Origin of the sequence: Aliivibrio fischeri, from assembly GCF_009727955.1 — a bacterium.
Lineage (GTDB): Bacteria > Pseudomonadota > Gammaproteobacteria > Enterobacterales > Vibrionaceae > Aliivibrio > Aliivibrio fischeri_A.
The window spans coordinates 127,712-142,627 of record NZ_WOBR01000014.1; the positions used below are offsets into that span (position 1 = coordinate 127,712).

The window sequence follows — 14,916 nt, forward strand, 5'->3', positions numbered from 1 at the left end:
CCACCCCTGAAACCTTTAAGCAAAGCGATCTGAACCCTGCTTTTTCTCGTCCCTGCTCTTACTTCTTCTCTTCCGCCAACCACTCAGCTACATCTTTCGCAAAGTAAGTCAGGATGCCATCGGCACCAGCACGCTTAAAGCACAGTAGCGATTCCATCACCGTATCACGCTCACTCAACCAACCATTCATAATAGCGGCTTTGTGCATCGCGTACTCACCAGATACTTGGTAAGCAAATGTTGGAACTTGAAGTTCAGTCTTAACACGACGAACGATGTCCAGATACGGCATACCAGGTTTCACCATGACCATATCAGCGCCTTCATTGATGTCCATTGCTACTTCATGAATTGCTTCATCACTATTAGCAGGGTCCATCTGGTAATTCTTTTTATTACCGCCTTTCAAGTTAGATGAAGAACCGACTGCATCACGGAAAGGACCGTAGTAACAAGATGCGTATTTTGCAGAATACGCCATAATTTGCGTATGAACATGACCTGCTTTTTCTAGCGCTTTACGGATCTCACCAATACGACCATCCATCATATCAGACGGAGCCACCACATCAGCACCAGCTTCAGCATGCGATAATGCCTGCTTAATAAGTACTTCTGTTGTGACGTCATTCATTACGTAACCATCTTCATCGATGATGCCGTCTTGACCGTGAGTTGTGAATGGGTCTAAAGCCACATCCGTAATCACACCAAGCTCTGGTACATGTTCTTTTAGGGCTTTAACTGTTCGTTGAACTAGACCTTCAGGGTTGTAAGCTTCAGCAGCGCATAGACTTTTAACATCTTGAGAAACTACAGGGAAAAGTGCAATTGCAGGAATACCTAAATCATAAAGACGTTGCGCTTCTTCAAGCAGTAAATCGATAGATAAACGCTCAACGCCCGGCATAGACTCAACAGACTCACGACGATCTTTACCCATAAGAACAAACATTGGATAAATCAAATCATTTACTGTTAGTTGGTTTTCAGCCATTAATCGGCGGCTAAATTCGTGTTTACGCATACGGCGCATGCGGCGGTTTGGAAACGCACCAAGAATGGATACAGACACACTGTGCTCCTTTTTGTATTTATGATGCTTTCCAATATATACCTATCGAGTGGCTAATCGTAGTCTTTCAAGTGACTTTTTCGTATAGATCTGATTTTTACTTTGAACTTGGTATGATAGAAGTCATTATTTTTGTTTTAGGGTTTCACCATGATAGATACTCACGCTCATATTTATGCAAAAGAATTTGATGAAGATAGAGATGCTGTTGTTCAGCGCGCACTAGAACAAGGTATTAGCAAAATTCTACTACCTAACATCGATTTAGAATCTATCGAACCAATGCTCAAAATGGAAGCCGCATATCCTGAGGTTTGCCATTCAATGATGGGATTACACCCTTGTTATGTGAACGCTGACGTGAAAGAAACCTTGGCAATCATTCACTCATGGTTTGAAAAGCATAATTTCATTGCGGTAGGTGAAATAGGTATTGACCTATACTGGGACAAAACCTTTAAAGCAGAACAAGAGATGGCATTCATTACCCAATTAAATTGGGCAAAAGAGATGAAACTACCTGTTGTGATTCACACTCGTGACTCTATTGAAGAAACATTAAGTCTATTAAAACAAGAGCAAGATGGTTCATTATCAGGTGTTTTCCACTGCTTTGGTGGTTCGGTTGATGAAGCAAAAGCCATTAATGATTTAGGTTTCCATTTAGGCCTTGGTGGCGTTTCTACTTTTAAGAATGGTGGGATGGATAAGATCATTCCTCACCTCGATATGGATTATTTAATCCTAGAAACCGATTGTCCTTACTTAGCACCAGTTCCACATCGTGGTAAACGCAATGAGCCTTCCTATACACAGTTAATTGCTCAGCGTGTAGCGGATTTACGTGAGATGAGTTTGGCTGATGTGGATGCGATTACGACGGCGAATGCGATGAAGTTGTTTGGGATTTAGAGATAACTTCGCTTTAAGGTTTCAGGTTTCAGGTTTCAGGTTTCAGGAAGAGCCTATACGCTTCGCTAACTAGAGGCTAGAACGCTTCGCTTCTATAAGAGCAAAATCTGATTATTTAACGCTATTATTCCAGCGTCATAACACTCGCTCTTATAGTATCTAGTTAGCGTAGCGTATAGGTTCTCTTTAGCTCTTCCTCGCTCCTCGAGCGAAGCGTCCTCGACTCTCGTCCCTACTTTTTACTTTGCTCTAAACAAGAAAAGCCCCACTAGATTTTCATCTAGCGGGGCTATAACTTTACTCGCAGCAATCCGGCTACTAATGGTGCTCCATGCATCAAATCCTTGATAGTATGCTGAATCCGTCAGCTTATTCCTTTCGTCGCCATCCTAGCGGTGTCCATGATCTATCCTGATCCGTTAACAATCCTTAGTTAACTCTCTTCGCTTGTTCCTTGAGCGGTGTCCGTTACATCATCCTGATGTGCAGTCCATTTACCTCAATCCTAGAGGTGTCCATTGTCTTTCCTTAGTAGCAACCATCCTAGTTACTATTGCGTCCATTCAATGTCCATTTCGCTATCCGTGCCGATTACTAATCCTAAGTAACCGAGTGCCTCATCCTGAAGCGTACCAAATCCTTGGCTAGTTCCTGTTCCGTGTCAGCATCCTTCCGACACCAATAAGATTACGCTTTTCACTTTTTTCAGCAATAGACTAATTTCAAATAATTGCAAAAAAAAATATAGCGTCATCTCCAAACGAACACAAAACCCTAAATATCAATAACTTAATAAACAACAACGAGAAAATAGCGCTAAAAAAAGCGCTAAATCTCACTCGCTTGTGAGAGATCTCGCACACGAGGTTTCCAGTTTGTCTATTTATCTCTATAGAACCTCAAAAATAGAGCGTGATCATGATCACTTAACTCTCTTTGTTGGTTTAAAACAGGCATAAAAAAAGCGCTGATAATCATCAACGCTTTTTCAATATTCAGATTTTTTATCAAGCATTATGCTTCATCTTGTTCCAAATCATCTTCGTTATTCTCTCTCACATAAAAACGTGAAAAGAACAAACCTATCTCAAACAAAATACACATAGGTACTGCCAGTAACGTTTGAGAAATAATGTCTGGTGGTGTCAACATCATACCAACAACAAAGGCACCTACAATAATGTATGGACGCTTTTGTCTTAACGTATCTGGGTCTGTAGCACCTGTCCAGCATAGCAAGATGATGGCAACAGGTACTTCAAATGCAATACCAAAAGCCAAGAATAAAGCTAAAACAAAATCAAGATAACTAGCGATATCAGTTGCTACTTGAACCCCTTCTGGAGCAATGGTTGTAAAGAAACCAAATACCAAAGGAAATACAACGAAATACGCAAATGATACACCAGCATAAAACAGCAAAGAGCTAGAGAACAATAACGGCATGATAAGTCTTTTCTCATGCTTGTAGAGTCCTGGAGCCACAAATGCCCATACCTGATAAAGAATTACTGGAACAGCGACAAATATCGATGCCACCAAAGTCAGCTTTATGGGCGTGAAAAATGGTGACGCGACATCAGTTGCTATCATAGTTGCTCCCTCTGGTAATCTTTCTACCAAAGGTGCTGATAAAAACTCATAAATGTCATTAGCGAACCAAACTAAGCCTAAAAATACGACGATAACAGCAATGATTGCTTTTAATAGACGATTTCTTAGCTCTAGTAAGTGCGCTAACAACGGCTGAGAGGATTCAACTGATGACATAATTACTCTGCTTTCGTTTTAGAAGTTGAGTCAGATGCCGAAGAAGAACTCGAGTCCGCACTTGGCGTTTCTGCTTTTTCTTCTTCTGGTTTTGCATATGGACGAGTGACATCTGCTGCCGCTTGTTTTAACTCTTCTACTGACTTTTTAAGATCAGGCGATAAGTCATCCATATTCATCTGTTCTGCTTTGCGCAAATTCTCTTGAAGTTCTTGTATCTTCAATTCTTGTGACAGCTCATCTTTGACATTATTCGCCATGCTTTTTGCTGCTCCAATGAACTGCGCAACAGAGCGGATCGCTTTTGGTAAACGTTCCGGTCCTAATACAACTAGTCCAACAACAGAGATCAGTATCAGTTCCCAAAAACCGATATCAAACACTTATTATGCCTGCTCTTTGTCGTTTTGCTTTTGTTTTTCTACTGTTTCAGCTTCTTTTTTCTCTAAGTTCTGAGGAACAAAATCAGCGTCTTTTTTCGCATCTTTTGCTGGCTCATCTTCACTTATCGCTTTTTTAAAGCCTTTAACTGCAGAACCCAAATCACTACCTACACCACGTAATTTTTTCGTACCAAATAACAGAACGATAATTACTGCAATAATAAGAAGTTGCCAAATACTAATACCACCCATGCTTATTTCCTCAGCGTGTTAGGGTTAAAAAATTGCTAAATAAAGTTACGTTTAACGACGATATGCTCGCCAGCTAAATAGCCAAAACGCAGCTCCTGTAGCAGCACTAATTGATGCTAACACAGTAATGTTACTGGTTAATAACACCGCAGAACAAATCAGAAGTGTGGCTCCAACATTAAATAGGAATTGTCCTTTTGCTTGTTGGCGCTTACTTTGACGGTAACCTGCGTAAAGTTTATCCATTCGTTGATTAAGAACTTTGCCCTGGCGCAAACTGTCATAAACTAAATCTGGCAGTTCAGGTAATTTTTCAGCCCAGAATGGCGCTTTCTCACTCAAAGCAGTCACAAAGGCTGCCGGTCCTATCTGTTTTGCCATCCACGTTTCTAAAAACGGCTTGGCGGTTGCCCATAGATCTAATTGCGGATAAAGCTGTCTGCCTAATCCTTCTACGTACAACAATGTTTTTTGCAATAAGACTAACTGTGGTTGCACTTCCATATTGAAACGACGTGCTGTATTAAATAAGTTCAACAGCACATGACCAAAAGAAATCTCTCCTAATGGCTTAGCAAAAATAGGTTCACACACCATTCGAATAGCAAATTCGAATTCTTCAACGTTAGTGTCAGCCGGAACCCAACCTGAATCAACATGTAATTGCGCAACTTTATGATAGTCACTATTAAAGAAACCCAATAAGTTTTCTGCTAAATAGCGTTTATCTTCCTTATTGAGTGTTCCCACAATACCACAGTCTAATCCGATCCATTGTGGATTTTCTGGATTATCTGGATTTACAAATACATTTCCTGGGTGCATATCCGCATGAAAGAAACTGTCTCGAAATACCTGAGTAAAGAAAACAGAAACACCACGTTCAGCCAATAACTTCATATTGGTGCCATTTCTTTCAAGCTGCTCAATGTCTGATACTTGAATACCGTAAATGCGCTCTGACACCATAAGATGCTCAGAGCTTAAATCTAAAATGACTTCAGGTACATAAAGTTCTTCACTACCTTCAAAGTTTCTGCGCAGCTGCATTGCATTACTGGCTTCTCTTCTTAAGTCTAGCTCATCAAGTAAGGTTTTTTCGTACTCTTCAATAACTTCTACAGGTTTTAAACGACGCGCTTCAGGAATGTGTTGCTCTACCAACTTCGCCATACGGTACATTAAGCGAATGTCAGATTCGATGACAGGACGAATGTCAGGACGAATCACTTTAAGAACAATTTCTCTGCCTGAATCTTTTAACTTTGCAGTGTGTACCTGAGCAATAGAAGCTGAAGCGAGTGGCTTAATATCAAAATCAGTAAACCAATTCTCTAACGGCCCACCTAATTCAATTTCCATTTGATCTTTCGCTAACTGACCATCAAATGGGGCAACTTGGTCTTGAAGTAGCGCTAATTGGTCAGCTAAATGAGGAGGAAAAAGGTCTCGACGAGTCGACATCATTTGACCGAACTTAATCCAAACAGGACCCAGCTCTTGCAATGCTAGACGTAAGCGCTCACCAAGAGGTTTTTCAGGATATTTATTTTTAATCCAGAATAAACCTTTACGTAATCGCTTTGGTAATTGAGTTAACGCATGTTCAGGTAACAGCTCATCTAACCCATACTCAAGTTGAACTTTAGTGATGTGATATAAGCGCTTTAACTCAGATGGCGTCATGCTGGTTCTAACCCTGTTTTTTGTATTAGACGAGATAAACGAGCATCAAGCTCTGCAAATTGAGCTTCAACATCGGTTACTTGATCGCAAAAGTGGGCAATTTCTAATGGTGCAGGAGCCATTTTCCACTCTTCAGTAAGTACTTCTGCTGCATGGCGAGTTTGACGAGTGATCTGTTTTTTCACCCAGCACGCGCCACCTTTTACTCCACTAACTAAAGTATGAGCAACAATATCACCAGTATATTGAGATAATTTCTCTTCAACATCCGGTTTTAACTCTTCAAGTAACGCAGAAAATTGCTGAGCAAGTTTTAAATCGCCTTCCAATACCAACTTATCTTGTTTGATCAGTTGAGTGATATTATTTTGATCACGCAGTTGTGGCAAAACAGAAAGATTTAAAGCTAAGTAGCAATCAACAGAACCTTCGAATCGAGAAAGAATATCAACTTGTAGGTGGCTAAATACAAAGAAAAGATCCTTGTTCACTTCATTTAAATGAACATGAATAATCTTTTCTTTTAAACGATGCAGTGCCGCTTTGCTCTCTGGTGATTCTTTTAACAGAGTATTTAACCCTGTCTCCATCACGCCTGTTACGAATGGTTCTAATGGCATTATTCTATCCCTTAAAACTTGTAACCACGGTGTAGAGCAACGATACCACCCGTTAAGTTGTAGTAATTAGCTTGCTCAAACCCTGCATCTTCCATCATGCCTTTCAGTGTTTCTTGATCTGGGTGCATACGGATAGATTCAGCAAGGTAGCGATAGCTGTCTGCATCATTTGCGATGATTTCACCCATTTTTGGTAATAGATGGAAAGAGTACGCATCGTAAATTTTTGATAACGGCTCAAGGATTGGCTTTGAAAACTCTAGCACTAATAAACGGCCGCCCGGCTTAAGAACACGGAACATAGAACGCAATGCTTTATCTTTATCCGTTACGTTACGAAGACCAAAACTAATGGTAATACAATCAAAATGGTCATCAGGGAAAGGCAGTTCTTCCGCATTTGCTTGTACGTAATTTACATTACCTACGATACCCATATCTCGTAGTTTGTCACGACCAACGTTTAGCATTGAGTTATTAATATCAGCAAGAATAACTTGACCTTTCTCACCAACAATACGTGAAAACTTAGCCGTTAAATCGCCAGTACCACCAGCTAAATCAAGTACTTTATGACCTGGACGTACGCCACTACAATCAATCGTGAATCGTTTCCAAACACGGTGAACACCACCAGACATAAGGTCATTCATGATGTCGTATTTTGCTGCTACAGAGTGAAATACCTCTGCAACTTTCGCTACTTTTTCTTCTTTAGCGACTGTAGTGAAGCCGAAGTGTGTTGTTTCTTCAGCCATGTTCATCTTGTCCGTCATTTTTCGTCCTCTAGAGATAGTACGTTGAATCCGTTCTCTATGAATTCAACAGCCCTCTAGTCTACTTTATCCAACCCGTTATCACCAAGTGTTTGCATCGTATCGGCTTCAAAAGATTGGTCAATAAGGCGACGATTTATGTCTCTCTTCACTTCAACCCCCAATTCTTTAAAGCTTTCAGCTTGGCGAATTAAGTTTCCACGCCCACTTGCCAATTTATTCATTGCCCCCTGATAACTTTGATTTGCCTTATCAAGTGCACCACCAACCGCCTCCATGTCATCAACAAAAAGACGCATTTTGTCGTACAGTTTACTTGCGCGCTCTGCAATGATTTTGGCGTTTTGGTTTTGTCTCTCGTTACGCCATAAATTACTGATGGTTCTAAGCGCAACCAATAACGTTGTTGGGCTAACGATAATAATATTTTGCTCCATCGCATCAGAGATTAGCGATGGGTCAGCTTCTATCGCAACTTGGAATGCCGGTTCTACAGGAATAAACATTAATACATAATCTAAACTGCGTAAGCCATTTAACTTGTGGTAATCCTTTTTACTTAATCCACGTAAATGAGCGCGAATGGCCATTAGGTGTTCATCAAGCGCATGTTCTTTTTGATTAAAGTCTTCACTATTAAAAAAACGTTCATACGCCACCAAGGTCATTTTTGAATCAACCACGACATCTTTCTCGTCAGGTAAGTGAACAATCACATCAGGATAAAATCGCTTACCATCTTCATCGTCCATACTGACTTGAGTATCGTATTCGTGCCCCTCTCTAAGACCGGATTCTTTCAACACTCGAGAAAGAACAACTTCCCCCCAATTCCCTTGCTGTTTGTTATCACCTTTTAACGCATTGGTCAGGTTTACCGCCTCCTGTGTCATACGCTCATTAAGTTGTTGCAGGCTACGAATTTCATGTACCAGAGTATGGCGCTCTTTAGCTTCAAAACCAAAACTGTCGTTTACTTGTTTTTTAAACCCTTCAAGCTGCTCTTTTAATGGAGATAACAAACCTTCTAAGCTCACCTTGTTTTGTTCATCAACCGTTTTAGTTTTCTGTTCAAACAATTGGTTGGCTAAATTTTCAAACTGCTGCTTTAACCTTTCTTCTGCTCGCTCAAGTAATTCAATCTTCTCTTGGCTTGCTTTGCGTTCTTCTTCATTACGCGCTTCTTGTTCTCTCAATTCGGCTTCAACATTTGAGTTTGTTTGACGAGAAAACTCGAGTTGTTGAGTTAAGTACTCTTTTTCTTTTTGAATCGCATCAAAATAACGTAGCTTTTCCATGGCTGCCATTAAACGCCCATGTGATTGCTTTTGTTCTTGCGCTAATTTATCGCGCTCAAGATCAAGTTCATCGAGTTCTTGCTGTTGCTTTTCAACTTGTTGGGTTAATTGATGCAGTTGAGAATTTGCCAATTTTTTTTCTGACTCTAACTCATGCTCTAATAGGGCTAACTCTTGCTGATTTCGACTTTTTGTTAATACATGAGCAACGGCATACGCGATACTAGCGCCTGCAAAACCAAACAATAAATGCCCACCAAACTGATTCAAAAATTCCATAACTCACTCAATGTAAACACGAATTACCATAGGATATTTTGATACTGGATAAATGTCCAGTTAACACTATTTTTCAAGCACAGGTACACTCCAGATCCAAATGGATTTTTTACTGAGAACAATAACAATGAACGAACGTCGTGCTTTAGGATTTGGTGTCGCAGCGGTTCTTTTGTGGTCAACCGTTGCCACTGCTTTTAAAATTACTCTTGAGCATTTTACGCCAACCCAAATGCTAACCATTGCAAGCGCTGTTTCTATTCTGGCTCTAGCTGGTGTTGCTGCTTATCAAAAAACGTTATCGCAACTGATTAATACCTTTCTAGCTAATCCTTTGTATTACATTTTATTAGGTGCAATTAACCCACTTGCTTACTACTTAGTTCTATTCAAATCTTATGACCTATTACCAGCATCCCAAGCTCAGCCTCTTAATTACAGTTGGGCAATAACCTTAACCTTAATGGCTGCAGTTTTTCTTGGTCAAAAAATACGAAAACAAGATTGGATTGCGTGTGTTTTAGGCTATCTAGGTGTAATCGTTATTGCGACTAAAGGTGATGTACTTGCATTAGAATTTGATAGCCCTCTTGGAGTTGGCTTGGCTCTATTCTCAACATTATTGTGGGCTGGTTATTGGATTTTAAATACTAAAAATAAAGCAGACCCCATTCTTGGGCTTTTACTTGGTTTCTTGGTTGCTCTGCCTGTTGCGATAGGGTTAAGTATTTACGAAGGGGCACCATGGGCTCAAATACCAATGAGTGGTTGGGCTGCAGTCTCTTATGTAGGGTTATTTGAGATGGGTGTTACCTTTGTTTTATGGTTGTCAGCATTACGATTAACACAAAATACGGCACGAATCAGTAACCTAATTTTTGCTTCTCCATTTATCTCTTTATTGCTATTAGCCAATATCATCGGAGAAGAAATACACCCATCAACATTAATCGGATTAATTATGATTGTGTGTGGCCTACTAATCCAACAGTTCTTTGGTAAAAAGAAAGAGAGTCAAACACCTGCAGAACAGTAATAAGAACCCGTATAAACAAAAAAAGCAGCGTATATAACGCTGCTTTTTTCTATTTTAATTATCTAACCAAAATTTAAGTTAAGGTTATTATTTATTCTTACTTGCTAAATAAGCTTGGAAGTCTTCTAGTGAAACCCCTTCTTTTGCCATTTCTTCTGCAAGTTTTTTTGTCGTTTCACCTTTACGCTCTTCAATTACCACTTGGAATTGGTAAATCAGATCACGCAATGTTGGAACAGACACTTGTCGCGCAGCGCTTCTTACGCGCTCTTGGCTTTGATTGCCTAGCTCTGAAAGTAGTTTACCAAACATAAGTTTTTCTGGTGACTCTTCCATTTGCTCTAGGACACGAGCCATTTCAATAACGGACATCGACATTGCGTGTTTTGCCTTTTAATTTCAATCAACAGTAATTAAGTGCTGAATATACACTGAAACCATAATTAACTGAATATATTAAAAAGTAAAATTGCTCTTTTTCTGTTCAAATTATGCGAATTAGTGCGCAACAGTTCCAGAATGCCAACGTTGTCCTGTTTTTGTTAATAAAATCAGCAAACCTGGGATAAGAAGCCACATCATTAGTGTTAAGAGTTGTGCAGATGGGAGTGCTAATCTTTGCATTGTGCCAACAATGATACCTGCTCCACTCATTTGAAATAACCCTAGTAATGCAGCAGCAGTTCCCGCTCTATCACCAAATGGTGCAAGCGCTTTACCTGCCGCCGAACCCAGTACCCATGCAAAACCGACTGACGAGAAAAAGATCGGGATCATAAACGCCCAAGCTTGCTGAATATGTTGGAACCCTAGCATTAAGCCACCAGCGATAGCTAACACCGATAAGCCAAATAATAAGGCGTTACGAGTTCCGAATCTGACCATAAATTTAGGCGCAGCAAAACACGCCATAATATTCAATACCGCATTAACGGCAAACCAATGCGTAAACTCTTGCATGGTTAATCCCAATTTATCCATAAGAAAAACGGGAGCTGAAGTAACATAAGCTAAAATAACACCCATGGCTAACATACATAATGTCGCATGAAACAAGAACGTTGGATGCTGTAATACAGACCAATAACGCGATGGGCTAATCAACCTTCCTGTTTGTACCGTATTCGTAGGTTTTGTTTCTTTATAATTAAGCAGGATTAATACAAAACCAACTAATGCAAAACCAGCCATAAAGCTGAAATTTGAACGCCAACCAAAATGATGAGTTAAGTAGCTACCTAAAATAGGTGCTAAAGCAGGAATAAAACAGATCGCTCCATTTAAATAACTGATCATACGCCCGCCTTTCTCTGCACCAAATGAATCACGAACAGAAGCAAAAGCAGCAACGGATGTTGCACACGCACCAAAACCTTGTAGTAATCGAGCAAGCAATAACATTTCCATTGCTTGAGCGGTATACGCTAACACAGCACTCAGTCCATAAATAAGAATACCCGTTAATGCTATTGGTCTGCGGCCATAACGATCGGCAAGTGGACCTGCAAATAATTGACCTAAGCCCATACTAAACATAAACCAAGTAATCGTATCTTGAGCCATGGTTGATGGAACTTGAAACTCTGCAGCCATTACAGGCAAAGCAGGAAGATAAATATCAATAGCTAATGGACTGAACAACACTAATACCACCATTAAGGTGATTATTTTTTTGTCCGATACAGAAGAAAGCGATGGTGCTTGTTGAGGTGTAACTGGCGTGTGCATGGGTAACTCCTAAAATGAGTCAAGAAGTGTACTCAATTAGAGATATGAACAGAAATGGTTTATATTCAGATCTAACATTCTCATTTGGAATATCTCTATGTTTTTTGAAAAACTGACAAAGATTGATCTCAATTTGCTTCTTACACTTCATTTATTATTAGAAGAAAAAAGTGTTACTCGTGCTGCTCAACGTTTGTGTTTAAGCCAATCTGCCGTCAGTAAAAACTTAGCCAAATTACGAGAACAATTTAATGACCCTCTTTTCTCTCGAACCGCTTATGGTTTACAACCCACAGCGAAAGCACGAAACCTTCAAGAGCAACTTCATACTTTACTAAGCCACTTAGAAAGTATTACCGAAGCATCGAATTTTGATCCACAAAGCAGCCATTATCGATTTCGTTTAGGTTTGGTAGAAAGTACTTATCCACTACTGCTTCCACATTTCATGTCTTACATTTTAAATAAAGCTCCAAATGTCATGTTAGATACTCATGCATGGGATACCAATACCATAAAGAAGCTGCAATCAGGAGAAATGGATATAGGCATTACTGGCAAAGATCTCGATCCTAAATACGCTAATATCACCATGCATACACCTGAAGATATTTGCTGCAAAGAAATATATCGAGATAGCCAAATGTGTCTGGTTCGCCGCGATCATCCCGTGTTAAAACAAGAATGGACGTTAGACACCTATCTACAGCAACGTCATGTTCAGGTGCGTTGTGACGGAAAAGACCAATGGCTTCTTGATTACAAACTAGCAGACAGAGGACTTGAGCGTAGCATTGGCATTATTGTTCCTGATTTTAATAGTGCAGCGAGTTTATGTACTCATACCGATTTGGTCTTTACCGCACCAAGTCACTTTATAAAACTAATAGCAAAACAATTAAATTTAGTTGTATTACCTTTACCAACCGAACTGCCTCAAATGGCATACACCCTATTTTGGCATCAACAAAAAGAGAATGATGCTGCGAATTGTTGGCTGCGTAATACCATTATTAATCACTGCAAAGATTTATCAGTATCAACAATTGCAGATGAACACTAAAAGCGCTAGGTTATAACTCTACAAAATAACATAGATAATTTCTGCCTCGTACACACGGACAGAGTCATACCAACTAATCACAGGTATAAAAGGACACTCAGATGCACCCACAAACTTCTCAGCGTGTTGAACAACTACGTACATGGCTTGTTCAACAAGATTTCGATGCCTTAATTATTCCTCATGAAGATGAATTTCTAGGTGAATATATTCCAGAGCATAACGAACGTTTGCATTGGGTTACTGGTTTTACTGGTTCTGCCGGCGCCGCTGTTATTACTAAAGAAAAAGCGGCTATTTTTGTTGATGGCCGTTATACCGTTCAAGTTCGTAAACAAGTGCCTGCAGATGTATTTGAGTATCGTCACCTACATGAAGAACCACTACTTGAATGGATTAAAGACAGTCTTGCTTCGGGTTCAAAAGTGGCAATAGACCCACGCATGCACACAGCTCAATGGCTAAAAACAGCATCAAAAAATGTTGAAGGCGTTGTCACTCTTGAAGCTATCGCCACCAACCCTATTGATGAATTATGGTTAGACCGTCCAGAAGTTAAAGTCTCTGATGTGCGTTTAATGTCATTAGAATTTGTCGGTCAAAGTTCTGAAGATAAGCGTAAAGAAATTGCAAAAGAAGTCTCAAAGAAAAAAGCAGACGCAGCACTATTAACACAACTAGACTCCATCTGTTGGTTATTGAATATCCGTGGTTTGGATGTTTCTCGTCTACCAGTACTGCTTTCTCATGCCATTATTCACGCAGATGAGAGTGTTGATTTTTTCCTAGATCCTTCACGTCTTCCTGCAGAGTTTAATGCTCATGTTGGCCAAGGTGTTCGAGTTCACCAACCTGATGCTTTGCAAGCAACCTTGGAATCACTTGCAGGTAAAAAAGTTTTGGTTGACTCAGCAACATCAAACGCATGGATGTCATTAGTCTTAAGCAATGCAAACGCAGAAATCGTTGAAGCATCTGATCCATGTTTACTACCAAAGGCCGCTAAAAACGAAACAGAAAAAGCTGGCATGCGTGCTTGTCATATTCGTGATGGCGCAGCTATGGCTAAATTCCTAACTTGGTTTGACGCAGAAATTGAAGCTGGCACTTTACACGACGAAGCTGTTTTAGCAGACAAACTTCAAGCATTCCGTGAAGAAGATCCCTCTCTGGCTGATTTAAGTTTCGATACTATTTCTGCAGCTGCTGGTAATGCGGCAATGTGTCACTACAATCATCAAAACCAACCTGAACCAGGTAAACTACAAATGAACAGTTTATACCTAGTTGATTCAGGCGGTCAGTATCCAGATGGCACAACAGACATCACTCGAACATTAGCGGTTGGTACACCAAGTGATGACATTAAACAGCAATTTACTTTAGTTCTTAAAGGCCATATCGGGTTAGCAAATGCTCGCTTCCCTAAAGGTACATGTGGACATCAATTAGACATCCTTGCTCGCCAACATTTATGGGCGCAAGGTTATGATTATGATCATGGTACTGGCCACGGTGTTGGTCACTTCTTAAGTGTCCATGAAGGTCCTCAACGTATTGCTAAAGTAGTAAATAATACAGCTCTTCTTCCTGGAATGGTGCTTTCTAATGAGCCAGGTTATTATCGTGCAGACGAGTTTGGTATCCGTATTGAGAACTTAGAACTAGTCGTTGAAATTGAAACTAAAGGTGACTTCTCGGTTCTTGGATTTGAGTCTTTAACACGTTGCCCTATCGACAAGCGTCTGATCAATGTTGATATGCTAAATCGTCCAGAGTTAACGTGGTTGAATAACTATCATCAGAAAGTTTGGAATGACGTTAGTCCTCTTGTTGATGGCGAAGTAAAAGAATGGCTTAAACAAGCGACCGCTGAATTAAGCTACGAAAGCTAATTCATTAAAATACAACAATAAAATGCCACGTATTTACGTGGCATTTTTTTAGTAAAAAATATATGTTCCACGTGAAACATGGTTACAGTTCAAATTTATTATGTAATTTATTTCACAGATACAAACATTTTGCGCCACAATAT

General features: G+C 39.9%; 14 protein-coding genes. 4 read left to right on the forward strand and 10 right to left on the reverse strand.

Going from position 1 to position 14,916, the window contains the following annotated elements:
- Window positions 1–58 precede the first annotated feature (58 nt).
- On the reverse strand, window positions 59–1,075 hold the full coding sequence (hemB, locus tag GNP81_RS18140) for a porphobilinogen synthase (RefSeq protein ID WP_011260930.1): 1,017 nt from the start codon (window positions 1,073–1,075) through the stop codon (window positions 59–61).
- Between the two features lie 150 nt (window positions 1,076–1,225).
- On the opposite strand from hemB, the gene GNP81_RS18145 reads away from it, so the two are divergent.
- A complete protein-coding gene (locus GNP81_RS18145; protein ID WP_155673729.1) occupies window positions 1,226–1,987 on the forward strand; it encodes a TatD family hydrolase in 762 nt (253 codons plus the stop codon).
- A gap of 1,014 nt (window positions 1,988–3,001) precedes the next feature.
- Here the strand turns inward: GNP81_RS18145 and tatC are convergent.
- Genes tatC through rmuC form a run of 7 tightly spaced genes read right to left on the reverse strand, consistent with a single transcriptional unit; the run spans window position 3,002 to window position 9,051 of the window.
- Window positions 3,002–3,757 (reverse strand): Sec-independent protein translocase subunit TatC, encoded by a 756-nt coding sequence (gene tatC / locus GNP81_RS18150; protein WP_065604340.1) that lies wholly within the window; start codon window positions 3,755–3,757, stop codon window positions 3,002–3,004.
- Window positions 3,758–3,759: 2 nt separating this feature from the next.
- Window positions 3,760–4,140, reverse strand: a complete 381-nt coding sequence (tatB, locus tag GNP81_RS18155) for a Sec-independent protein translocase protein TatB (protein WP_336495378.1) — start codon at window positions 4,138–4,140, stop codon at window positions 3,760–3,762.
- A 3-nt stretch (window positions 4,141–4,143) separates the two neighbouring features.
- Window positions 4,144–4,392, reverse strand: a complete 249-nt coding sequence (gene tatA, locus GNP81_RS18160) for a Sec-independent protein translocase subunit TatA (protein WP_005416854.1) — start codon at window positions 4,390–4,392, stop codon at window positions 4,144–4,146.
- Between the two features lie 51 nt (window positions 4,393–4,443).
- On the reverse strand, window positions 4,444–6,078 hold the full coding sequence (ubiB, locus tag GNP81_RS18165) for a ubiquinone biosynthesis regulatory protein kinase UbiB (RefSeq protein ID WP_155652260.1): 1,635 nt from the start codon (window positions 6,076–6,078) through the stop codon (window positions 4,444–4,446).
- The gene (locus tag GNP81_RS18170; RefSeq protein ID WP_155671875.1) at window positions 6,075–6,698 is read right to left on the reverse strand and encodes a ubiquinone biosynthesis accessory factor UbiJ; all 624 of its coding nucleotides are present in this window, start codon (window positions 6,696–6,698) and stop codon (window positions 6,075–6,077) included. The genes ubiB and GNP81_RS18170 overlap by 4 nt, the downstream gene beginning before the upstream one ends.
- Before the next feature lie 11 nt (window positions 6,699–6,709).
- Complete coding sequence (ubiE, locus tag GNP81_RS18175) at window positions 6,710–7,474, reverse strand: bifunctional demethylmenaquinone methyltransferase/2-methoxy-6-polyprenyl-1,4-benzoquinol methylase UbiE (RefSeq protein WP_005416847.1); 765 nt, start codon at window positions 7,472–7,474, stop codon at window positions 6,710–6,712.
- 56 nt (window positions 7,475–7,530) lie between these two features.
- The gene (gene rmuC / locus GNP81_RS18180; protein WP_065597137.1) at window positions 7,531–9,051 is read right to left on the reverse strand and encodes a DNA recombination protein RmuC; all 1,521 of its coding nucleotides are present in this window, start codon (window positions 9,049–9,051) and stop codon (window positions 7,531–7,533) included.
- Between the two features lie 127 nt (window positions 9,052–9,178).
- Here rmuC and GNP81_RS18185 point away from each other — a divergent pair, with 127 nt between their 5' ends.
- Window positions 9,179–10,087, forward strand: coding sequence for a DMT family transporter (locus GNP81_RS18185; RefSeq protein WP_196587350.1), 909 nt, complete (start codon window positions 9,179–9,181; stop codon window positions 10,085–10,087).
- An 87-nt stretch (window positions 10,088–10,174) separates the two neighbouring features.
- On the opposite strand, the gene tsrA is transcribed toward GNP81_RS18185, so the two are convergent.
- Both tsrA and GNP81_RS18195 read right to left on the reverse strand, forming a co-directional pair.
- Complete coding sequence (gene tsrA, locus GNP81_RS18190) at window positions 10,175–10,465, reverse strand: H-NS-like global regulator TsrA (RefSeq protein ID WP_005416841.1); 291 nt, start codon at window positions 10,463–10,465, stop codon at window positions 10,175–10,177.
- A 120-nt stretch (window positions 10,466–10,585) separates the two neighbouring features.
- Window positions 10,586–11,815 carry a multidrug effflux MFS transporter gene (locus tag GNP81_RS18195; RefSeq protein WP_155673730.1) on the reverse strand — a complete coding sequence of 410 codons (1,230 nt, stop codon included), beginning with the start codon at window positions 11,813–11,815 and terminating at the stop codon, window positions 10,586–10,588.
- Window positions 11,816–11,912: 97 nt separating this feature from the next.
- Between GNP81_RS18195 and GNP81_RS18200 the strand changes: the two genes are divergently transcribed.
- Entirely contained in the window at window positions 11,913–12,878 is a 966-nt protein-coding gene (locus GNP81_RS18200; protein WP_155671883.1) for a LysR family transcriptional regulator, read from the forward strand.
- Window positions 12,879–12,979: 101 nt separating this feature from the next.
- A complete protein-coding gene (locus GNP81_RS18205; RefSeq protein ID WP_155673731.1) occupies window positions 12,980–14,773 on the forward strand; it encodes an aminopeptidase P family protein in 1,794 nt (597 codons plus the stop codon).
- Window positions 14,774–14,916 lie beyond the last annotated feature (143 nt).